The sequence below is a fragment of the Streptomyces sp. BR123 genome (assembly GCF_013401435.1).
In the GTDB taxonomy this organism is placed as follows: Bacteria; Actinomycetota; Actinomycetes; order Streptomycetales; family Streptomycetaceae; genus Streptomyces.
In genome coordinates, this window is record NZ_JACBGN010000031.1 from 12,388 (window position 1) to 34,362 (window position 21,975).

Annotated in this window: 17 protein-coding genes; 6 read left to right on the top strand and 11 right to left on the bottom strand. The window is 71.6% G+C overall.

Annotated elements, in window-relative coordinates:
* Window positions 1-12: 12 nt before the first annotated feature.
* The gene (locus HYE82_RS07780; RefSeq protein ID WP_179173205.1) at window positions 13-918 is read left to right on the top strand and encodes an LLM class flavin-dependent oxidoreductase; all 906 of its coding nucleotides are present in this window, start codon (window positions 13-15) and stop codon (window positions 916-918) included.
* 86 nt (window positions 919-1,004) lie between these two features.
* On the opposite strand, the gene HYE82_RS38895 is transcribed toward HYE82_RS07780, so the two are convergent.
* From HYE82_RS38895 to HYE82_RS07795, 3 genes are all read right to left on the bottom strand, one after another.
* Window positions 1,005-4,052, bottom strand: coding sequence for a tetratricopeptide repeat protein (locus tag HYE82_RS38895; RefSeq protein ID WP_179173206.1), 3,048 nt, complete (start codon window positions 4,050-4,052; stop codon window positions 1,005-1,007).
* Window positions 4,049-5,932: an HSP90 family protein gene (locus HYE82_RS07790; protein WP_179173207.1), complete on the bottom strand. Its 1,884-nt coding sequence runs from the start codon at window positions 5,930-5,932 to the stop codon at window positions 4,049-4,051. The genes HYE82_RS38895 and HYE82_RS07790 overlap by 4 nt, the downstream gene beginning before the upstream one ends.
* A 123-nt stretch (window positions 5,933-6,055) precedes the next feature.
* Window positions 6,056-6,595 (bottom strand): RNA 2'-phosphotransferase, encoded by a 540-nt coding sequence (locus HYE82_RS07795; protein WP_179173208.1) that lies wholly within the window; start codon window positions 6,593-6,595, stop codon window positions 6,056-6,058.
* A gap of 193 nt (window positions 6,596-6,788) precedes the next feature.
* On the opposite strand from HYE82_RS07795, the gene HYE82_RS07800 reads away from it, so the two are divergent.
* The gene (locus HYE82_RS07800; protein WP_306439553.1) at window positions 6,789-7,109 is read left to right on the top strand and encodes a hypothetical protein; all 321 of its coding nucleotides are present in this window, start codon (window positions 6,789-6,791) and stop codon (window positions 7,107-7,109) included.
* A gap of 90 nt (window positions 7,110-7,199) precedes the next feature.
* Here the strand turns inward: HYE82_RS07800 and HYE82_RS07805 are convergent, their stop codons facing one another.
* From HYE82_RS07805 to HYE82_RS07815, 3 genes are all read right to left on the bottom strand, one after another.
* Complete coding sequence (locus HYE82_RS07805) at window positions 7,200-8,138, bottom strand: MerR family transcriptional regulator (RefSeq protein ID WP_179173209.1); 939 nt, start codon at window positions 8,136-8,138, stop codon at window positions 7,200-7,202.
* A 108-nt stretch (window positions 8,139-8,246) separates the two neighbouring features.
* Window positions 8,247-10,082 (bottom strand): SDR family oxidoreductase, encoded by a 1,836-nt coding sequence (locus HYE82_RS07810; protein WP_179173210.1) that lies wholly within the window; start codon window positions 10,080-10,082, stop codon window positions 8,247-8,249.
* Window positions 10,079-10,948 carry a M24 family metallopeptidase gene (locus tag HYE82_RS07815; RefSeq protein ID WP_179173211.1) on the bottom strand — a complete coding sequence of 290 codons (870 nt, stop codon included), beginning with the start codon at window positions 10,946-10,948 and terminating at the stop codon, window positions 10,079-10,081. The genes HYE82_RS07810 and HYE82_RS07815 overlap by 4 nt, the downstream gene beginning before the upstream one ends.
* A 212-nt stretch (window positions 10,949-11,160) precedes the next feature.
* Here HYE82_RS07815 and HYE82_RS07820 point away from each other — a divergent pair, with 212 nt between their 5' ends.
* The 4 genes from HYE82_RS07820 to HYE82_RS07835 are packed head-to-tail and all read left to right on the top strand — an operon-like array spanning window position 11,161 to window position 14,651.
* Window positions 11,161-12,132, top strand: a complete 972-nt coding sequence (locus HYE82_RS07820) for an ABC transporter ATP-binding protein (RefSeq protein WP_179173212.1) — start codon at window positions 11,161-11,163, stop codon at window positions 12,130-12,132.
* A complete protein-coding gene (locus tag HYE82_RS07825; RefSeq protein WP_179173213.1) occupies window positions 12,122-13,009 on the top strand; it encodes an ABC transporter permease subunit in 888 nt (295 codons plus the stop codon). The genes HYE82_RS07820 and HYE82_RS07825 overlap by 11 nt, the downstream gene beginning before the upstream one ends.
* Complete coding sequence (locus tag HYE82_RS07830; protein ID WP_179173214.1) at window positions 13,006-13,917, top strand: ABC transporter ATP-binding protein; 912 nt, start codon at window positions 13,006-13,008, stop codon at window positions 13,915-13,917. The genes HYE82_RS07825 and HYE82_RS07830 overlap by 4 nt, the downstream gene beginning before the upstream one ends.
* Before the next feature lie 14 nt (window positions 13,918-13,931).
* A complete protein-coding gene (locus HYE82_RS07835; protein WP_179173215.1) occupies window positions 13,932-14,651 on the top strand; it encodes an ABC transporter permease in 720 nt (239 codons plus the stop codon).
* A 372-nt stretch (window positions 14,652-15,023) separates the two neighbouring features.
* Here the strand turns inward: HYE82_RS07835 and HYE82_RS07840 are convergent, their stop codons facing one another.
* The 5 genes from HYE82_RS07840 to HYE82_RS07860 all read right to left on the bottom strand — a co-directional run bounded on the left by HYE82_RS07840 (window position 15,024) and on the right by HYE82_RS07860 (window position 21,973).
* Window positions 15,024-15,836, bottom strand: coding sequence for an HAD family hydrolase (locus tag HYE82_RS07840; RefSeq protein ID WP_179173216.1), 813 nt, complete (start codon window positions 15,834-15,836; stop codon window positions 15,024-15,026).
* On the bottom strand, window positions 15,833-17,110 hold the full coding sequence (serS, locus tag HYE82_RS07845; RefSeq protein ID WP_179173217.1) for a serine--tRNA ligase: 1,278 nt from the start codon (window positions 17,108-17,110) through the stop codon (window positions 15,833-15,835). The genes HYE82_RS07840 and serS overlap by 4 nt, the downstream gene beginning before the upstream one ends.
* 532 nt (window positions 17,111-17,642) lie before the next feature.
* On the bottom strand, window positions 17,643-18,578 hold the full coding sequence (gene pheA, locus HYE82_RS07850) for a prephenate dehydratase (RefSeq protein ID WP_179173218.1): 936 nt from the start codon (window positions 18,576-18,578) through the stop codon (window positions 17,643-17,645).
* Between the two features lie 42 nt (window positions 18,579-18,620).
* Entirely contained in the window at window positions 18,621-19,904 is a 1,284-nt protein-coding gene (gene efeB, locus HYE82_RS07855) for an iron uptake transporter deferrochelatase/peroxidase subunit (protein WP_179173219.1), read from the bottom strand.
* 5 nt (window positions 19,905-19,909) lie between these two features.
* Complete coding sequence (locus tag HYE82_RS07860) at window positions 19,910-21,973, bottom strand: copper resistance CopC/CopD family protein (RefSeq protein ID WP_179173220.1); 2,064 nt, start codon at window positions 21,971-21,973, stop codon at window positions 19,910-19,912.
* Window positions 21,974-21,975 lie beyond the last annotated feature (2 nt).

Consider the following 21,975-nt stretch of genomic DNA (forward strand, 5'->3'; position numbering starts at 1 on the left):
AGTCTCGAACGCATGAGTTTGCGTCTGAGCACTGTGATTCTCCCGGTACGACCGTGGCGGCAGGGCGGCCGCGACCAGTGGGTACGGGCCGAGGAGCTGGGATTCCACGCCGCCTACAGCTATGACCACCTGTCTTGGCGGTCCTTCCGGGACCTCCCGTGGTTTGGCGCGATCCCGACTCTGACGGCGGCGGCTGCGGCCACCGAGCGCATGCGCCTGGGCACCCTCGTCACCTCGCCGAACTTCCGGCACCCGGTGACGCTGGCCAAGGAGCTCATGACGCTGGACGACATCTCCGGCGGGCGGATCACCCTCGGCATCGGGGCGGGGGGCAACGGATTCGATGCGACCGCCCTCGGGCAGGACCCCTGGACCCCGCGCGAGCGCGCCGACCGCTTCGCCGAGTTCGTGCCCCTGCTGGACCGGCTGCTGACGGAGCCGGCGGTGAGCCAGCGCGGCACCTTCTACGCCGCGGACGAGGTCCGCAACATCCCCGGCTGTGTGCAGCGGCCCCGCCTGCCGTTCGCGGTCGCGGCGACCGGACCGCGCGGGCTGAAGCTCGCGGCGGCCCACGGCCAGGCCTGGGTGACCACCGGCGACCCGAAGCTCTACGAGGACGGCACCCCCGAGCAGTCGCTGGAGGCACTGCGCGGACAGCTGACCCGGCTGGAGAAGGCCTTCGCGGAGATCGGCCGCGACGTCGAACCGATGGAGAAGATCCTGCTGACCGGATTCACCCCGGAGCGCAACACCCTGATGGCGTCCGTGGACGCCTTCGTCGACTTCGCGGGGCGCCACCAGGAACTCGGCTTCACCGAACTCGTGATCCACGCGCCGATCCCGGACTCCGACTTCGCTGCCGACCAGGGTGTCTTCGAGAAGATCGCCACCGAGGGGCCGGCTCAGCTGGGCGTCTGACCGGCCGACTGCCTGACCGGATTCCGGCACTGCGGATGCCCGGCTGGTGACCCCGCCATGAGGGGACACCAGCCGGGCGTTTCGACTCAGGAGGCCGACAGCCGTTCGAGCGTGTACTCGGCACGCTCCAGCAGGCCGTCCGCCGTGCCTTCGGGCAGCTCGCGCAGCTCGTCCACCAAGGCCGACACCCGGGCGGCCCCTTCCTCGTCGCGCCCCAGCTCCTGTTCGGTCCAGGCGGCGTACTGCACGCACTGCAGCCGGTCTTCCAGATGGTCCGGGCCCAGCTCCGCGTAGACGTCGGCGGCCCGCTCGCACAGGGCGATCTCCTCCAGCCGCAGATCCCAGGTCTCCGCCGCGGCCAGCCTCTCGGCTCGCCGTGCGTCCTCGTCCCCCTCCCCGTACTCGTCGTCGACGTGCTCGGCGGCGGTCACCTGCCGGTCGAGTACCTGCGCCAGCTGGTGCCAGGTCCGGGCGAGTTCGGCCCGCAGCCCGAGGTCTTCCGGGTCGGAGGACAACGCGGCTTCCAGCACCCCGGCTGCCTCGTCCATGAGGAAACGGGCCCGCGCCACGCTCGCACCGAAGGCCCCCTCGCGCAGGGCAAGCCAGGCCAGGGAGCGCAGGATCCGCACCTCCGCGACCGGCGCGCCACCGTTCATCCGATGCAGCTCCAAGGCCCGTTCGTACGCGGCGACCGCCTCCTCGGGCAACTGCGCCGAGGCGAGCTGGTCCGCGGCCGAGTGCGCCAGGTCCGCCTCCGGCCGGCGGCCGTCCCAGCCTTTGGCCACCTCCGCCGCCAGCAGGAACTGCTCCGCCGCGGCGCGCGGCTCGTTCAGCTGCCGCAGCAGATCGCCGAGGAACTCCCGGGCGGAAACGGCCTGGAGATCGCCGTGGTCCAGCAGGTCGGGCAGTGCAGACTGGAGCACCTCCGCGGCATCGGAGACGCGCCCCTCCCGTGCATACGCCGTGGCCAGCGCGAACCGTGCCTGCGCCCCGCCGAGGGCCGCCAGTCCGGCGTGGTCGAACCAGTGCGCCGCCGTCAGCGCGTGTTCGGCCGCCTCGGCCGCGGTGTCGGCCCTCCGCAGCAGGATGTCCGCCAGGGTGAGCCGTGCGGCCGCCTGCGTCTCGGCATCGGTGATCTCCACGGTGAACTCCACCGCGGATCGGGCAGCTTCCTCGGCCTCCTCGGCCCGCCCGAGCGACATCAGCAGCCCCGCCCGCAGCACCAGCGGGTCCACGGCCAGCCACGGCCGGCCCGCCTCGGCCACGCGTCGCGCGGCGGAGCCCAGCAGGACCACGGCCCGCTCGGGGTCGCCCTGGGAGAGGGCGACCCGGCCCAGCAGCTCCTCGGCGTCGGCGGCGAGATCGGGCAGCGTCTGTGCGTGGGCCTCGGCGAAGGCGGCCAGCTCCCGCTGCCCGTGGTCGTGCTCCGGGTCGTGGTGCGCATGATCGTGCCCATTGCCGTGCGCGTGTCGGTGGCCGGTCTCGCGCGAGCGCAGGTACGGCTCGATCCGAAGCGAGGCCAGTTCTGCCGAGGCGATCCTGCGTGCGCGCAGCGGCTCGCCCGGGTCCAGCGCCGCAGCAGCCCGCGCCGCCGCAGCCAGCAGCTCGCGGACCCGGTCGGGCTCCGCTCCGCACTGGCCTGCCACGCTGGCCAGCCGCAACTCCGCCAGCGCAGCCCGCTGGTCCTGGCCGAGGGCCCGGTAGCGGTCGCGGACCGCCTCCAGCAGCTCGGCCGCCTCCGGAGCCCCAGCGCGTGCGGCTGCCAGCGCCCGGCTGTCCGCCACGTCGGCTGCGACCAGCGCATCCACGCCCTCCGCCGGGCGGGCGTCCATCCGTACGGCCACCTCCGCCCAGAGCCCGTCGGCGGCCGGACGCCCCTGGTCACGTGCCTGCCGGGCCTGTTCCACCAGATCGGCGAAGGCGGCCTCCGGGGTGATCGCGGCCGTCGGGCCGCCTGCCGCCGTCGGCACCGCGGCCCCGGGCACCACTGCGGCCGCCGCAGTGCTCTGGGTCTGCGGCAGCGGCGCGCTGCGGACGCCGAGCGGCAGCACGCCGACCAACGGCTGCGCCCCGATCCGGGCGAGGAAGCGGTCCGAGGTCCGGGTCGTGCCGTTGCGGGCGTCGAAGCGGCGGGCAATGGCCAGCGAACCCGCGTACATCTGCTCGTACAGCTCGGAGACCGTGCGCGGGACGCCCTCGTAGGAGGCTGCCGGGCTGTCGCCGTGTCCGAGCTCCTTCAGTCGGCGCAGCAGGACGAGGATGCCGCCGTGGAACGCCAGCTGGTCGTCGACGTTGGCCAGCGGGCCCAGGTGGGCGGCGTGCTCGGCGAGGATCTCCAAACCGCGCGACTCGTTGCCGCTCAGCGCGCAGAACTCGATGTGCCTGGCGATCGTCGGCAGCAGGCTCTCGATACCGCGGGCCATGCGGTAGCCGCGCAGGTGGTGGGCGCGGGCCTCGTCGAGGCGGCCGAGGCGTAGCAGCGGCAGCAGCGAGGCGGACAGCACCCGGTGCGGCTCCTCGGCGCAGGTCCGGTCGCCCGCCAGCACCGGCTTCCAGTGCTCCAGGGCTTGTGCGTCGTCGCCCCGCAGGGCGGTGTAGTTGCCCTGGCTGTTGAGTTCGCAGGCGCGGCAGTCGCTCATGCTGTCGCGGTCCGCCGCCAGCCAGTCCCGGTGCGCCCGGTCGGCCCGCTCATCGTCCCCGGTGCTGTGGGCGAGCCACATCTCGGCCTTGCGCACCGGCCGCTCGCCGTAGCCGGCGATCCGGTAGCGGCGCTCCATCTCCGCAATCCAGCCCCAGGCCGACTCCAGCGGGATCTCCGGCGAGTCGGAGATGGCCGACGCCGCCCACTTGAACTTCCAGAACAGGGAATGGGCATCCGGCTTGGTGAAGGAGCCGGGGTCCTTGTCGTACTCCTGAAGCAGCCGGGCGAAGGGCACCAGCATCTTGGAGGACTCGGAGCTCCAGAGGTAGGCGCGGACCAGGTTGTCCAGTGTGTCGCGGAACAGGGCCGTGTCGCCGAGAGCCTCCGCCGCGGCGACCAGCGCCTCGGCATGGGTGTTGCGGGCAGTCCCGTTCGGGGCCTTGTGGTTCTCCGCCAGCCCCCGCCGGATCTCCTCGTGCGTCGTCATCGTCACTGCTGGCCCTCCTGGGCGTCGGCGGAGTGCGTCGCCCATTCCAGGAGCCCGAGGAAGGCCCGGTTGAGCAGGGTGGAGTCGGCAGGGCGCAGAGGCCGCTGGGACATCAGCAGTGCCTGCCCGTACAGCGACTCGACGGCGGTGCCGGCCAGTCCCTCGTCGGACAGGGCTGCGATCCGGCGGATGAGCGGGTTGTGGTGGTTGAGGACCAGGCTGGCGCGCGGCGCGGAGCCGCGCAGGGCGCCGAGGATGCCCGTCCAGAGGGAGTCGGCGCTGTCCAGTGCGGCGGTCCGGTCGCGCTCCTGACGGGCCTGCCGGTCGTCGAGGTAGAGCGCAGGGACGGAGACGGGCTGGAAGGCGCGCAGCACCACGTCGCAGCCCTGCGGCTCCAGCCGTGTGCGGGCGGTGGACAGGAACGATGCGAGGGCCAGTTCGGCGGAGGTCGGAACCGGGTCGAGGCGCTCCGTGACGGCTCCGGCGTCCAGTTCGGTGACCTTCAGGTCCGGCCGTACGGTCGGCAGCAGGGCGAGCAGGTCGGCGTCGTAGGTGTAGCCGGCGTTGATGACGCCGAGGCCGTGGGCCGCCGCGATCGGGGCGATCTGGCGAAACTCCTCGACGGTGCGGGTGAAGTGGATCTCGCTGTGGGCGGCTGCGAACTCCTGCAGGCTCATCGAGCCGTCGCTGGTCTCGAACGGCAGCCAGGGCAGCATCAGGCCGAGCAGTTCGGCGTCGTGCCGGGCCAGGGACTTCACACCGAGGTGGTGGACGTTCAGGAACGCGGCCAGCCGCTCCGGTTCGCTGGCGGCGAGCTCGGCCAGCCAGGCCCGGATGCGAGCGCCGAGGGGCTCCCGTACGGCGCACAGGGTCTCGTCGTCGTAGAGGTTCTCGCGGGAGGCGGTGGGCCGCAGCGTGTCGGTGTCGAGGACGGCACGTACGAAGAACGCCCAGTCCGGCAGCAGGTTGTCGGCCCGTTCGGTGAGCAGCATGCCCTTGAGGTGGATACGGTGGCCGGCCCGGTGGGCGGGGCTGGTCGGCTCGGGCAGGACGTAGGCGACGCCGCGGACTCCGGCGACGGGCAGGTCGAGGTCGATGGTGTCGAGCGGGGTGAAGCCGAAGAGCTGTGCGCAGTGCCCGGCGAGCGCAACGCGGCGCGCGGTGGGTGTAGGGAACACGCGGTCCCAGACGGCCGGTCGATCGGTGACGGGACGCGGCTCGCCGCCTTCACCGTCGTCGAAGGTGATGTCGTACGGGAGAAGGGAGCCGTAGTCGCGGGCCAGCTGTTCGACCTTGGCGGGGACCAGCCACTCCTCGGCTCCCGGACGGGCCTGGAGGACGACGGTGGTGCCGGGCTCCGGGCGGGCGTCGTGGGGCAGTTCGCGGACGGTGTACGAGCCGTCGTCGGTCGCCAGCCATTCGACGGGAGCAGCCTGCGGGTCGCGCGCGGAGCGGGTGACGACGCGGATCTGGCGCGCGACGACGAAGCAGGCGAGCAGGCCGATGCCGAACTGGCCGAGGAACTCCCGGCGGGTGGTCTCCAGGCCGTGCTCGCCGCCCCGCTTGGAGCTGCGGCCGATGGTGGCGAGGAGCGAGTGGGCCTCGGCGGCGGTCAGGCCGATGCCGCTGTCCTCGATGGTGACCCGGTCCGCGGACGCCGACAGGCGGATGCGGATCTCCGCCTCCGGGTCGAGCGCATGGCGGGCGGTGACCGCGTCGACCGCGTTCTGCAGGAGCTCGCGGACGTAGACGCGCGGGCTGGAGTAGAGATGGTGGGAGAGCAGGTCGACCAGCCCGCGCAGGTCCACCTGGAAGTTGGCAGCCGACGGCTCATCGGTGCGGGCCTCGGGTCCCGAAGCGGATGCGGATGCGGATGCGGACGTCATGGGGTGTCACCTCGCGTGCGTAGGGGGAAGCTCGGCGATCGCGAGGCGCCCCCCCCTCACGGATCCCGGAATGAGGAACAGATTAGGGGGACTATCTGACAATCTCTCGGGAAATTCGGGCGGTCACGGCAGGCGCAGGAACTGCGGGGGGACGGCCTCCACCAGCCACACCCCGTTGGCGCTGACCCGGAAGACGTGCCCCGCGGCGTGCATCGCGCCCGCGTCCACGCTGAGGACGATCGGCCGACCGCGCCGTGCGCCGACGCGGGTCGCGGTCTCTCGGTCGGGGGACAGGTGGACGTGGTGGCGGGCCATGGGCCGCAGGCCCTCGGTACGGATCGACTCCAGCGCGGCGGCCACCGTGCCGTGGTAGAGGTACGCGGGCGGCTCCGCCTCCGGGAGATCCAGGTCGACGGGGACGGTGTGTCCCTGGTTGGCGCGGATACGGGTGCCCTCGACGGCGAAGCGCTGCTTGTCGTTGGCGGCGACGACGTGGTCGAGCTCGACCCGGGTGATGGGGAAGCCGTGGGCCGCTGCCGCGCGGAGGAGGGCCTCGATCTCCACCCAGCCGTGCGGGTCGAGTACGAGTCCGATGCGTTCCGGCTGGTGCCGCAGGTGTTTCGAGACGTATTTGGACACCTTCACGGTGCGTCTGTCGTCCATGAGCCCAGCTTGCCGGTCCGGCCGGGGCTGCCGCAGCGATTTTCCGCCATGCCTCCCGGCCGTGAAGACCCACTACTCTCTTTCCGAGATACGGAATGTATTTTCCATAGTTCAGTCTGTTCGGGGGAACCCATGACGATCCGCGCTTCCCTGTCGCGCCGTGCGGTCGCCGAACCCGTCGGCACCGCCGCGCGTGAAGCGCATCCCGGCGGCGGTGGCGGCGTACATCGGGTGTGCGATCTGGTTCACCTCCTCGGGCTCCTTAGTGAACCCCGCCGGCACCATCAGGCGCGCCTTCAGCGATTCCTTCGCGGGTATCGCCCCGCAGTCGCTGCCGGCCTTCGTCGTGGCGCAGCTGGCCGGCGGGGCCGCAGGCCTGGCCCTCGCCGGTCTCCTCTACGGCGGCACGGGGCGCCGCACGGCCCGGCGTACGGGCCGGGGTGCAGGCCGTAAGGCCGAGGGCGGCATGGGGGAAGCCCCCGCCGCCAGACCGCCGTACGAGGCCGTCAGCTGAGTCGTCCACAAGGTTGCCCACAGGAATCCCCGACTTGTCCACAGCTGGTTGGGTGGGTTTTGACGGCAAATGAGTGATTCGCCCTGTGGACTACCGGTCGCTGCCGGCAGGGCCCCGGCGGGTGCCCCTCTGTGCCAGGTCGTTCATCGTGCGGGCCTGCAGCTCCCGTTCCGTCGCCGCCCGGACGAACTCCCCCACGTGCTCTGCGCCGACCAGTTCCTGCACTGCCCGCACCGTCTCGGCCGGCAGGGCCACCGCCGCCGGCCCCGACGCCTGCGGTGCACCGTCCGCGCCGAGGTGCCGCTGCAGGTGCCGGGTCGCGAACAGCCGCATGGCGCGGGCCAGCTCGGCATCCACCGTCTGCTGCGCCAGCGGGCGCAGTCGGCGGACCAGCGCCGCCGCCTCCGCCGCGTCCGCATCCGTCGGCGGCACCTGCCCCAGATAGCGCGCGAAGACGTGCTCGGTGGTGAACTCCAGGAACCGGGAGGCTATGTGCTCCACCTGCCCGCGCAGCTCCCGCAGGTGCCCGGTGACCGCCGGCAGCGGCACCCCGGCCGCGTACAGCTCGGCCGCCACCGTCAGCTCCTGCGGCGACGGGACGAGGAACTCCTCCGGACGGCCCGGGATCCGCTCCAGCACGCCCAGCTCACAGGCCTCGTTCACGGCGGCGTCGTCGGAGGTGCCGCCGAAGCGCTCGTCCAGCTCGGCCCGGCTGACCCGGGCCGGCTCCTCGTCGGTCCACGGCCCGTGCACCTCGGCGACGAGCCCCAGGACGCCGCCGAGACCACGCCCCGCGTCCCAGGCCTCCAGCAGTTCCTTGATGGAGGCCAGGGTGTAGCCGCGGTCCAGAAGGTCCGCGACCTGGCGCAGCCGTGCCAGATGCGTGTCGCGGTAGACGTTCGAACGGCCGCGCCGCTCCGGCTTCGGCAGCAGGCCACGGTCCTGGTAGGCCCGGATCGTGCGCACCGTGGCTCCGCTGTGGTGCGCCAGATCCTCGATCCGGTACTCGGCTGCTGCCTGATCGGACAATCCCGGCTCCCTACGACATGGCGGCCCGGCCCCGCCTGCGCAGCGAGCCCTCCTGCGAGGGATGGTACGACCGCCGCAAGGAGGGGTACACGGGCGCGCGGCCCCCGTTCACAGCCGGGGTTCCATCCGGGCCAGCCGCCTCAGGGCGCGCGGCGCGAAGCGGGACATCCACAGGGCGCCCCTGGACTCCGGTGTCACCGGGACCACCGCCTCGTTGCGGACGACCGCCCGCAGGATCGCATCGGCGACCTTCTCCGGCGGGAAGTTGCGCAGCCCGTACAGTCGTGAGGCGCGCTCCTGGCGGCGCTTCTCCTCGGCCGCGTCCACCCCGGCGAACCGGGACGTGGCGGTGATGCCGGTGTTCACGATGCCCGGGCAGATCGCCGAGACGCCGATCGACTGCGAGGCGAGTTCGGCGCGCAGGCACTCCGACAGCATCAGCACCGCCGCTTTCGACGTGCTGTACGCGGGCAGGGTCCGGGACGGCAGGTAGGCGGCGGCCGAAGCGGTGTTGACGATGTGCCCGCCCTGGCCGCGCTCGGCCATCTGCTTCCCGAAGATCCGGCAGCCGTGGATGACGCCCCACAAATTGACGTCCAGTACCTTCTTCCAGTCCTCCGCCGTGGTCTGGAGGAACGGACCCGACAGCCCTACCCCTGCGTTGTTGACCAGAACGTCCACCACGCCGTACTCGGCCGCGGTCTTCGCCGCGAGCTTCTCCATCGCCTGCTCGTCGCTGACGTCCACGCATTCGCCCCAGGCCTCGGGGGCCCCGATGAGCCGCGCCATGTCGGCCGTGCGCGCCGCGCCCTCCGCATCCCGGTCCACGCACACCACCCGGGCTCCGGCCTCGGCGAACGCGAAGGCGGTGGCCCGGCCGATGCCGCTGGCAGCGCCGGTGACCAGGACCAGACGGCCCCCGAACCAGTCGGCGTACTTCCCCGGAGCCTTGTCCTGCGGGGCCTGTGCGGCGGCCTCCTCGCGGGCGGTGACGAACTCGGTGATCCACGAGGCCAGCTGGTCCGGGCGGGTCCGGGGCACCCAGTGCTTCGCCGACAGGGTGCGCCGCACCAGGTCGGGGGCCCACCGCTCCAGGTCGTCGTAGAGCTTCTCGGAGAGGAAGGCGTCGCCGGTCGGCGTGATGAGCTGCACCGGAGCGTGGGCATAAGCGTCGTCGCGGGGGCGGCTCAGCCGGGACCGCACGTTGTCGCGGTAGAGCCAGGCCCCGTGCGCCGCGTCCGAGGGCAGCGAGGACGTCGGGTACGAGCCGGCCGGCACCTTCTCGACGCGCTGCAGGATGTCGGGCCACCGCTTGCCGAGCGGCCCGCGCCAGGCGAGCTCCGGCAGGACGGGGGTGTGCAGCATGTAGACGTACCAGGACTTGATCCCCTGGCCCAGCAGTTGGGCGGCCCGGCGCGGGGTGGGCCGGCTCGTCCGCTTTTTGACCCAGTGCCCGAAATGGTCGAGGGAGGGACCCGACACGGAGGTGAAGGAGGCGATCCGGCCCTCGGTGCGGGCGACGGTCGCGAACTCCCAGCCCTGTACGGAGCCCCAGTCGTGGCCGACCAAGTGCACCGGGCGCTGCGGGCTCACTGCGTCCGCCACCGCCAGGAAGTCGTCGGTCAGCTTCTCGAGCGTGAACCCGCCGCGCAGCGGCACGGGCGCGGTGGAGCGCCCGTGGCCGCGTACGTCGTAGAGCACCACGTGGAAGCGGGCCGCGAGCCGCTCGGCGACCTCCGCCCAGACCTCCTTGCTGTCGGGGTACCCGTGCACCAGCACCACGGTCGGCCGGGCCGTGTCTCCGAGCTCGACCACGCAGAGATCGATCCCGCCGGTGCTCACCCGGCGCTCGCGCGCTCCTGCCAGGCCCGTCCGGCGCACCCCGTTCACCCCGTCCACCCCGCTCGCACCCGTCGCCCCGTTCCCGCGCTCCCCGCTGCTCATGCTGCTCCCTCCTCGGCCCAGCGCCGCACGTGCGGCAGATCGTCGTCCAGCCAGAACGCGCTCTCCTCGGGATCCCGGGAGTCCGTGACCACGAGGATCTCCTCGAACTTCGCGCCGGTACCCCGGAACCCAAGGTGCGGCTCCACCGCCCACATCCCCGGCTGCGGGGCGTGGTCGGAGAAGCGGTACGGGCTCCACAGCGGCGACCAGCCCTCCCGGTGCCCGTGCAGCGCGTCGGAGGCCAGCCCCTTGAGGGACTGGACCCCGAACCCGAACGCGGTCGGGGACCAGCGCCGCTCCCGCACCCGTTCGATCTTGTGTGCGATCACGCCGAAGGGGTAGGCGCGGTGCCGGTTCGCGTACCCTTGCCGGACCATCAGCCGGTCGACGTTCTCGTATATCTCGCGCAGCGAGCGGCGCTCACGGACCTGTTCGAGGATCAGCTCCCGGTGGACGCGCAGGTCGGACATCAGCCGGTCCTGCACCGGGTTCAGCCCGAGGCTGCCCGAGTACCCGATGTCGGCTGCATAACCCCGGTGGACCGGTGCCATATCGAGGATGAACGGCATCCCCGGCTCCAGCTTCCGGTTGGTCGGGAAGAACTGCAGGGGGATCCTGAAGTCCGCGAAGGCGGTGCGGTCCCCGAACCAGGCGAACGGCAGGTGGAACCAGTCCCGCACGCCGCGCTCGCGCAGCCACTCCCGCTGCATTCGCGCGGCCTCGCGCTCGGTCACGCCCGGCCGCAGCCGGGCCGCCACGGCCTCGGCACACTGGTATGCGAGGCACTGCACCTCTCTGAACCCGCGGAGGTCGGCGGCGAGCCGACCGGTGAGCCGTGTGGTGCGCTGCCTCGTGTCCCCACCCATAGCCGTCCGTCCGTAGAGCCGTACCGCCCGTAACTTGACACTGATGAATGTGACAATGGCCGGAGGTCGCGTCAAGGGTCGTGCGCGGACCTGTGGACAAAGTTGTCCGGTGCACATCAGTCTCGCGTCAGGGTTCGTAGTCCTGAAGGCTGATACCGGATCGCGCTCCAAGTCTGACGACCGGCGGTTGACGCGCCACTACCGTCGAAGCCGTGACTGTCATCGCGGCCGAAGGCCTGACCAAGCGGTACCCCCGAGTGACCGCCATCGACCGGCTCTCCCTGGACATCGGCCCGGGAGTGACCGGCCTGGTGGGCGCCAACGGGGCCGGCAAGTCCACGCTGATCAAGATCCTGCTGGGCCTGTCCCCTGCCACGGAGGGGCGCGCCACCGTGCTCGGCCTCGACGTCGCGACGCACGGCAGCACCATCCGGGAGTGGGTTGGCTACATGCCCGAGCACGACTGCCTGCCGCCCGACGTCTCGGCCACCGAGTTCGTCGTGCACATGGCGCGCATGTCCGGGCTCCCGCCGGCCGCCGCCCGCGAGCGGACCGCCGACACCCTGCGCCACGTAGGGCTGTACGAGGAGCGCTACCGTCCCATCGGCGGCTACTCCACAGGCATGAAGCAGCGCGTCAAGCTCGCCCAGGCGCTCGTCCACGACCCCCAGCTGGTCCTCCTCGACGAGCCCACCAACGGCCTCGACCCGGTCGGCCGCGACGAGATGCTCGGCCTGATCCGCCGCGTGTACACCGACTTCGGCATTTCGGTGCTGGTCACCTCCCACCTCCTCGGCGAGCTGGAGCGGACTTGCGACCACGTCGTGGTCGTTGACGGCGGCAAGTTGCTGCGCTCCAGCTCCACCAGCGACTTCATGCAGACCACCACGACGGTCGCCGTCGAGGTCACCGACTCGGACGCGCACCCGGACGGCACCGCCGCCCTGCGCGCCGCGCTCGCCGCGGCGGGGGTCGTCCTGCACCCGGGCGAGGAGCAGGGCCTGCCCGGCGCGGGACACATCCTGCTCGTCGAGGCCACCGGCGAGAGCATCTACGACACCATCGTCGACACCGTCGCCGGCCTCGGCCTCGGCCTGGTCCGCATGGAACAGCGACGCCACCACATCGCGGAGGTCTTCCGTGACAACGACCAGCGGAAGGGACCCGGTACCGATGGCGCCTGAGACCTCCACCCGGATCCACAACATCGGCTACCGGTCCTACGAAGGCGCCCGGCTCGGCCGCTCCTACGCGCGCACCTCGCTGTACTCGCAGTCCCTGCGCGGCGCGTACGGACTCGGCCGCTCGGCCAAGTCCAAGGTCCTCCCGATGATCCTCTTCGCGGTGATGTGCGTCCCTGCGCTGATCATCGTCGCCATCGCCATCGCGGTGCCCGGCTCGACCGACCTGCCGATCAAGTACACGACGTACGCCCTGACCACCCAGATGGTCATCGGCCTCTACCTCGCCTCGCAGGCACCGCAGTCGGTCTCCCGGGACCTGCGGTTCAAAACCGTGCCGCTGTACTTCTCGCGGCCGATCGAGCGGGTCGACTACGTCCTCGCCAAGTACGCTGCGATGGCCTCGGCCCTGTTCATCCTCACCGCCACACCGCTGCTGATCATGTGGATCGGCTCGCTGCTGGCCAAATTCGACTTCGCGGACCAGACCAAGGGGTTCGCGCAGGGGCTGGTCTCCGTGCTGCTGCTCTCGGTTCTGTTCGCCGGCCTCGGCCTGGTCGTGGCCGCGCTCACCCCGCGCCGCGGGTTCGGCGTCGCCGGCATCATCGCCCTGCTGCTGATCCCCTACGGCGCGGTCACCGCGGTGCAGGGCGTCGCCTACAGCGCGGGGCAGACAGCCCCGATCGAGTGGATGGGCCTGTTCTCCCCGATCACCCTGATCGACGGCATGCAGACGGCGTTCCTCGGCGCCACCTCCGCCTTCCCCGGCGGCGAGGGCCCCTCGGCCGGCGTCGGCTTCGCCTACCTGCTCGTCATCCTCGCCCTCATCGTCGGCTCGTACGCCGCCCTGATGGCGCGCTACCGGAAGGCCGGGCTGTGACCACCATCGACATCGACCACACCTCCCGCTGGTTCGGGAACGTCGTCGCCGTCAACGACGTGACCATGCGCATCGGTCCCGGCGTCACCGGATTGCTCGGGCCCAACGGCGCCGGCAAGTCCACCCTCATCAACATGATGGGCGGCTTCCTGGCCCCCTCCACGGGCGCCGTCACCCTCGACGGCGCCGCCATCTGGGGCAACGAGCAGGCCTACCGGCAGATCGGCGTCGTGCCTGAGCGCGAGGCCATGTACGACTTCCTCACCGGCAGGGAATTCGTCGTCGCCAACGCCGAACTCCACGGCCTCGACGACGCCGCCGCGCAGCGAGCCCTTGCGACCGTCGAGATGGAGTACGCCCAGGACCGCAAGATCGCGACCTACTCCAAGGGCATGCGCCAGCGCGTGAAGATGGCCTCCGCGCTCGTCCACGACCCGTCGGTGCTCCTCCTCGACGAGCCGTTCAACGGCATGGACCCGCGCCAGCGCATGCAGCTCATGGACCTGCTGCGGCGCATGGGTGAGGAGGGACGAACCGTCCTGTTCTCCTCCCACATCCTGGAGGAGGTCGAGCAGCTCGCCTCCCACATCGAGGTGGTCGTCGCCGGGCGGCACGCAGCCTCCGGCGACTTCCGCAAGATCCGCCGCCTGATGACGGACCGCCCGCACCGTTACCTGGTCCGCTCCTCCGACGACCGGGCCCTCGCCGCCACCCTGATCGCCGACCCGTCCACGGCCGGGATCGAGGTCGACGTCAAGGAGGGTGCCCTGCACATCCAGGCGGTCGACTTCGGGCGCTTCACCGAGCTGCTGCCGCAGGTCGCCCGTGCCCACGGCATCCGGCTGTTCACGGTCTCGCCCTCCGACGAGTCCCTCGAGTCGGTTTTCTCTTACCTCGTCGCGGCCTGAAGGAGCTGGCACCCATGTACAACCCCACCGTGGCCCGGCTCACCTACCGCGCCCTGCTCGGCCGCCGCCGCGCGCTGATCCTCTTCGCTCTGCCGGCCATGCTGGTCGTCATCTCCGCTGCCGTCCGCGTCTTCACGGGCCTGGACGACAAGATCGCCGCCGACTTGCTGGGCGGCTTCGCGCTCGCAACGATGGTCCCGCTGATCGGCGTCATCGCCGGCACCGGCGCCATCGGGCCGGAGATCGACGACGGCTCGATCGTCTACCTGCTCTCCAAGCCGGTGAAGCGGCCGACGATCATCATGACCAAGCTGATCGTCGCGATCGCCGTCACGATGGCCTTCTCCGCCATCCCGATCCTGATCGCCGGCTTCATCCTCAACAACAACGGTCAGCAGATCGCCGTCGCCTACACCGTCGCCGCGCTGGTCGCCTCCATCGCCTACAGCGCCCTGTTCCTGCTGCTCGGCACGGTCAGCCGGCACGCGGTGGTCTTCGGCCTCGTCTACGCCCTGATCTGGGAGTCTCTCTTCGGCAGCCTGGTCTCCGGCGCCAAGACCCTCAGCGTCCAGCAGTGGGCCCTGGCCCTGGCCGAGAAGGTCGCCGGCGAGGGCTACGTCGACGCCACCGTCGCCCTGCCCACCGCGGTCATCCTCCTGACGGTGGTCACCGTCGGCGCCACCCTGTACGCAGGACAGAAGCTGCGCCGCCTCACCCTTGCAGGCGAGGAGTAGGACGACCACGGTTTCAGCCAGGCGTCGGCCCGGGACGCCCCCGGAACCCCTGTGCCCCGCCCGGCCCACCGGCCAGGCGGGGCACCGTCGTGCTCCCGTGGAGCGCCGGCCCGGAACCCGAAGCCTCCGCCCTGCTGCTCTCCTGACCATGTTTCACGTGAAACATGACGAGGGCGCCCCCGGGTCCGGGCCGGATCCGGCCGTCGGGGTGTGCGGCGCCGAAAATCACTGGTAAGGGGCTTACGCCCGGGGCAGAGTGGGCGGTGCGGGGAGAACAAAAGGTCCGGGACAGCCACTTCGAGCGCGCCGTTCGGCGCGGGCTGTCCCGGACCCTCACATCTGCGCGGCGCGCCGTCCGCGCGTGGCGGCGCCTTACGCGGCGCCCAGCAGGCGCTCCAGTACGACGGCGATGCCGTCTTCCTCGTTGGAGGTCGTGACCTCCCCGGCCACCGCCTTGAGCTCCGGATGGGCGTTGGCCATTGCCACACCGTGTGCCGCCCAGCGGAACATCGGGATGTCATTGGGCATGTCGCCGAAGGCGATCGTCTCGGTGGCCTTCACCCGCAGCCGGCGCGCGGCCAGGGAGAGCCCGGTGGCCTTGGTCAGGCCGAGCGGCAGGATCTCCACTATCCCCGGACCTGACATGACGATGTCGACCAGCGTGCCGACGGTCTGCCGTGCCGCCGTGGCCAGGGCGTCGTCGTCGAGCTCCGGGTGCTGGATGTACAGCTTGTTCAGCGGAGCCGACCACATCGTGGCGGTGTCGTCCAGGTACACAGCGGGCAGATTCCCCTGCTCCCGGTAGCCGGGGCCGATCAGCACGTCGCCGTCCACCCCGTCACGGCTGGCGGCCAGCGCGAGCGGACCCACCTCGGCCTCCAGCTTCGACAGGGCCAGACCGGCCAGCTGCCGGTCCAGCGTGACCGAGGTCAGCAGGCGGTGTGCTCCTGCGTCGTAGACCTGTGATCCCTGGCCGCAGACCGCTATCCCCCGGTAGCCGAGGTCGTCCAGCACACGCCGGGTCCAGGGCACGCCCCGGCCGGTGACGATGATGTGGACGGCGCCCGCCGCGGTGGCCGCGGTGAGCGCTTCCCGGGTGCGTTCGGAGATGGTGTGGTCGCCGCGCAGGAGCGTGCCGTCGAGGTCGGTCGCGACGAGCTTGTACGGGAACGGGACCGGGCTCACTTGGCGACCGGTTCCAGGACCTCGCGGCCGCCCAGGTAGGGACGGAGCACAGCGGGGACCCGGACCGAGCCGTCGGGCTGCTGGTGGTTCTCGAGGATCGCGACGATCGTGCGCGGAACGGCGCACAGCGTGCCGTTCAGCGTCGCGAGCGGCTGGGTCTTCTTGCCGTCGCGGACGCGGATCGACAGGCGGCGGGCCTGGAAGCCGTCGCAGTTCGAGGCCGAGGTCAGCTCGCGGTACTTGCCCTGCGTCGGAATCCACGCCTCGCAGTCGAACTTGCGCGAGGCGGAGGCGCCGAGGTCACCGGTGGCGACGTCGATCACCTGGAACGGCAGCTCCAAGCTGGTCAGCCACTGCTTCTCCCACGCAAGGAGACGGGCGTGCTCGGCCTCGGCGTCCTCCGGCGCGACGTACGAGAACATCTCGACCTTGTCGAACTGGTGGACGCGGAAGATGCCGCGGGTGTCCTTGCCGTAGGTGCCGGCCTCGCGGCGGAAGCACGGGGAGAAGCCGGCATACCGCAGCGGCAGCTTCTCGGCCTCGATGATCTCGTCCATGTGGTACGCGGCGAGCGGGACCTCGGAGGTGCCGACCAGGTAGTAGTCGTCCTTCTCCAGGTGGTACACGTTCTCTGCGGCCTGGCCGAGGAAGCCGGTGCCCTCCATGGCCCGGGGGCGCACCAGCGCCGGGGTGAGCATCGGGGTGAACCCGGCCTCGGTGGCCTGCGCGATCGCCGCGTTGACCAGAGCCAGCTCCAGCAGGGCGCCGACGCCGGTGAGGTAGTAGAAGCGCGAGCCGGACACCTTGGCGCCGCGCTCGACGTCGATGGCGCCCAGCGCCTCGCCCAGCTCCAGGTGGTCCTTGGGCTCGAAGCCCTCGGCGGCGAAGTCGCGGATCGTGCCGTGCGTCTCGAGGACGGTGAAGTCCTCCTCGCCGCCGACCGGGACGTCCGGGTGGACGACGTTGCCGAGCTTGAGGAGGAGGGTCCGGGCGGCCTCATCGGCCTCGTTCTGCTCGGCCTCGGCCGCCTTGACGTCGGCCTTGAGCTGCTCGGCCTTCTTCAGCAGCTCCGCGCGCTCCTCCGGGGAGGCCTTGGGGATGAGTTTGCCGAGCGACTTCTGCTCATTGCGCAGTTCGTCGAAGCGCATCCCGGAGGACCTGCGGCGCTCGTCGGCGGAGATTACGGCGTCGACGAGTTCGACGTCCTCTCCACGGGCGCGCTGCGAGGCGCGGACACGGTCAGGGTCTTCACGGAGCAGCCGAAGGTCAATCACCCCTCCAGGCTACCGGTCTGGGCTTCCCGGACTCACACCGATATCACGCTGCGTGTCCCTATGTCCTAATTGCCGCGAATGGCAAACTGTCCTCGGCCGACCGGAAGCCACCGCTCTCCGTCGGTCGAGGAAGAGCTGCCCATTCCCGGGGGCTGGGGCCGTCCCCTATGCGGACGCAGGTGGGCCGTCGGCTGCACTCCTCTTGTCCACAGGAATTGCCCGGCTCACAGAGTTGTCCACAGGCTGTGTGCCGCATCTGTGGACACAGAATCAGATCAATCCCGTCCACTGTGTGGTCATGGCGATTCAAGGTTCAAACCACCCTCACACACTCATTCGGGTGGGAATGGCTCGCTCCAAAGAGTTGGTCGGGGATGCGCGGGTGACGCCGTTCACCCCCCGCTCTCCCGCGCGAAACCTGAGCCGCCGACCGGCATGCCGCCTTGCGGCCCAGACTGTCGACTAGTCCACAGGCCTTCTTCTCGCCCTGTGGATAACTCTGTGGACAGTGCACGGCGTGGGACGCAGCCTCCTAGGGCCGGCCGTCGAGGCAGCGGGCCAGCCAATCGGAAGCGTCCGTGAAGTCGTCGTCCGACGTCCCTGCTCGCGGAGCGCGCACGGCACCACGGGTGACCCCGGCACGGGGATAGGAGCCGAGGAACCGCACCTGCGGACAGGTCCGCTTGAGACCCATCAGCGCCTCGCTCACCCGCCGGTCGGAGACGTGGCCTTCGGCGTCGACCGCGAAGCAGTAGTTGCCGATGCCCTCACCGGTCGGCCGCGACTGGATCAGCATCAGGTTGACCCCGCGCACGGCGAACTCCTGGAGCAGCTCCAGCAGCGCGCCGGGGTGGTCGTCCCCCAGCCACAGCACGACCGAGGTCTTGTCGGCACCGGTCGGTGCAGCGGGTCGGGCCGGCCGGCCGACCAGCACGAATCGCGTCTCGGCGTTCTGCGCGTCGTGGATCTCGGTGACCAGCGGGACGAGCCCGTAGGTGGCGGCCGCGAACTCGCCCGCGAACGCCGCGTCGAAGCGGCCCTCCTGGACCAGCCGGGCCCCGTCGGCGTTCGACGCGGCCGACTCCCACGCCGCGTCGGGCAGGTTCGCCCGCAGCCAGTTGCGCACCTGCGGCTGGGCAACTGGGTGTCCGGTCACGGTCTTGATGTCCGACAGCCCGGTTCCGGGCCGCACGAGCAGGGCGAAGGTGATCGGCAGCAGCACCTCGCGGTAGATCATCAGAGGCTCGCCGGAGGCCAGCTCGTCCAGGGTGGCCGTGACACCGCCCTCCACCGAGTTCTCGATCGGCACCAGCGCCGCAGCCGCCTCCCCGTTGCGCACGGCGTCGAGGGCGGCCGGCACCGACACCATGGGGACGAGCTCCCGGGTCGCGGCTTCCGGCAGTGTGCGAAGGGCGGCCTCGGTGAAGGTGCCCTCGGGACCGAGATAGGTGAAGCGGGTGGCCGACATGCGATCAGCCTAATGCCGGGCACCCGCCGCGAGGGGCGGTGTTCACCCTTCGAGCAGGCGCTGCCCCACGTACTCCCCGTCGCGCGGCCCGGGCGGCACGGCGTACAGACCACTCGACTCGTGCCGGATGAATTCCGACAGGGCGTCCCCGCGGTCCAGCTTGCGCTGCACGGGCACGAAGCCGCGCAGCGGATCGGCCTGCCAGCAGATGAACAGCAGCCCGGCGTCGGGGGCGCCGTCGGCGGAGATCCCGTCGTGGAACGAGAAGGGGCGCCGCAGCATCGCCGCCCCGCCGTTCTGCTCGGGGGCGGAGATCCGGGAGTGGGCGTTGGCGGGGATGAGGGGCTTGCCGTCCGGGCCGAGTTTGTCGAGCTCCATCCGGCTGGTCTCCGTGCCGCCCGTGAGCGGTGCGCCCGTCGCCTTGGTCCGGCCTATGACCTGCTCCTGCTGGGCGAGGGACCGCTTGTCCCACTCGTCCAGCAGCATCCGGATGCGCCGGACGACCGCATACGAGCCCCCGCCCATCCACGCGTGCTCGGCAGGCCCGGGTCCGGCGACGGGCACGAAGATGCGCTTGTCGAAGTCGGGCTGCGCCGGCTTCGGATTGTTGGTGCCGTCCACCTGGCCCATCAGATTACGGGCGGTCATCGGGGTGGCGGTGGCGCCGGGTGACCGGTTGAAGCCGTTCATCTGCCAGCGGATGCGGGCGGCGTCCCCGGCGTCCTTCTGGAGGGAGCGCAGTGCGTGGAAGGCGACGAGGCCGTCGTCGGCGCCGATCTGCACCCACAGGTCGCCGTTGCTGCGCTGTGGGTCGAGCCGGTCGGAGGAGAACTCCGGCAGCGGGTCCAGCGCTGTGGGGCGGCGGTCGGTGAGACCGGTGCGGTCGAAGAAGGAGTGGCCGAAGCCGAAGGTCACCGTCAGGGAGGACGGACCGGAGTCGAGGGCGATGCCCGTGTCCGCCGTTGGTGCGGTCTCCCCCGCCATGAGCCGGCGAGCGGTGTCGGACCAGCGGCGCAGCAGGGCCGCGGCCTCCTTGCGGCCGGCGCCAGGGGTCAGGTCGAAGGCGAGCACATGGCCCTTGGCCTGGAGCGGTGTCGTGATGCCTGCCTGGTGGTCGGCGTGGAACGCGACCCGGGTGGCACCCACTGAAGACAGCCGGGCGCCTCCGCCCGCCGCGCCCGCCGCCCCGGACGGCCCGTCGGCCAGGGCGGACTGCACGAGGGCGCCGCCGGCCCCACCGAGGGCGAGCCCGGTGGCGCCCGCGGCACCGACGGTGCCCAGCAGCCGGCGGCGGGAGATTGCGATGTCGGTGTTGCTCTCGGTCACGCTGGTCAGCCGATCTTCACGGTCTTCTGCACGGTGGTCTGGTCGATCTCGGAGGTACGGACGGTCACGTCGATCCGCCACTCCCCGGCGAGCGGCAGCTGGACACCGGAGGCACTCCAGTGTCCGGGAGCCATGCGCTCGGGAACGAGCGGAAGGGGGCCGATGTCCTTGGCGGGCAGGGTGAAGGCGACCTTGGTCTCGGGGATGTCGAGGGGGTTGCCGTCGGGGGACTCGACCCAGAGGTGGAGCGTGTTGGCGCCGACCCGTCCCGGGTCGAGCTGGAGCCGGACCGATCCCTTGCCGTTCGCGCCGCCGGCCTCGAACGGCAAGGTGATCTTGACGGCGCGGTCGGGTACCGCCGTGGTGGCGCCCGCCGCGCGACCTGTCTCCTGCGCGACGGTACGCCCGGGTTCGGTGCTGGTCAGGAGGGTGGTCACGGCGAGGAGCGCGACGGCCACGCCTGCTTCGGCGAGCACGGAGCGACGTAGGCCGGCCCGGTTCGGGTCGGCGTCGCGAGCCTGCCGCTCGCGGGCGTTCCGCACGGCCGCGCGCTGCCGGGCGAGCTGGGCGGCGCGCTGCGGGTCCTCGGGGTCCTCGGGGTTCTCGGGGGCCTTGGCTGGAGCCTTGGATGTTTCACGTGGAACACCGCTCGCCGCAGCGGCCCTGGCGGGCTCCGCGCTCGGCGTCTCGACCGGCTCCGCGGCCGACGCCTCGGCCAGCTGCGCGGTCCAGCGCCGGGAGAGGGAGGCAATGCCGACGAGGGCCGCCACGAGCCCGACCTTCAGAAGCAGCAGCCGTCCGTACGCGGTCCCGGTGAGGGCCGACCAACTGCCGAGCTGCCGCCAGGACTGGTAGACGCCCGTGACGGCGAGGACCAGGACTGCGGCGAACGCGAGCCGGGAGAAGCGCCGGACGGCGTCGCGCTCGATGCCCGGAACCTTGTGGAGCGCGACGAGCAGTGTCGCCAGCCCGCCGAGCCAGGCGGCCACGGCCATCAGGTGCAGGATGTCGGCGGGCATGGCGATGCCGGGCTGGATGCCCGTGGACGCGTGCTCGGACAGGGCCCATGTCGCGGCGATGCCGGAGGCGACCACACTGCCGCCGATGCAGAGGCCGAAGAAGAGATCGGCGGTGTCCTTCTCATCGGCGCCCTCGGCCTCGTCGGCGCCCTCGGCCTTTTCGGTGCCCTTGGCCTTGTCAGTGCTTTCGGCCCCGTCAGTGCCGTCGGCCGCGCCGACGTCGGCCTGCCGCCGCGCGTAGCTGCCGAAGAGCACGGCGATGAAGAGCGCGGCGGCCCCGAGCAGCAGCAGCCGGGACACGAGGGCAGCGCCGGTCTTGGTCTCCAGCACGGCCTTCAGGCCGCCCGGGTCGAACGCGTCGGCGAACTCCCCCGACCCGGTGTACGGGTTGCGCAGCAGCAGCATCACCAGCGTGGCCGCAGTGAGGGTCACCCAGGCCCGCAGGACGAGCTTCTGGACCGGCCGCTGCGCGGCGCCCCGCCGCCAGCAGGCCAGGACGAAGGCGCAGCCGCCCACCAGCACGGTGAAGCCCGCGTAGGCGGCGTAGCGGGCGAGGCCGTACGCGATGCCGACGGGCCCGTCGCCCGCCTGCCGGTCGGGCAGGGTGACACTGGTGGTCGACGGGGCGCCGATGGAGAAGGTGAAGGCGCCCGAGATGGGATGGCTGTCGGCGGAGACGGCCTGCCAGGCGACGGTGTACGTGCCGTCGGGCAGCCCGGAGTGCAGGGCGGTGCCATAGCGGACGGTGGATCCGCTGCACATGTCGCGCAGTTCCCCGGTGTCCACGCGCTTGCCCTGGGGGTCCAGGACGCGGATCGAGTCGTCTCCCATGGCGACCTGCTCCGAGAAGGAGAGGGTGACCTGGGCGGGAGCCGTGGCGACCACCGCCCCTTCCTTGGGGTCGCTCGCGGTGAGTGCGGCGTGTGCCGTGGCCGGGGTGGCCGCGGTGAACAGGGTCGCCAGCAGGGCTGCGAGGACCAGCGCGAGCCGTGGCAGGAGTGCCGCGGCCCGGTCGCGGGCCATGGAGGGGGCGGGGGCGGTGGCCGTCATGG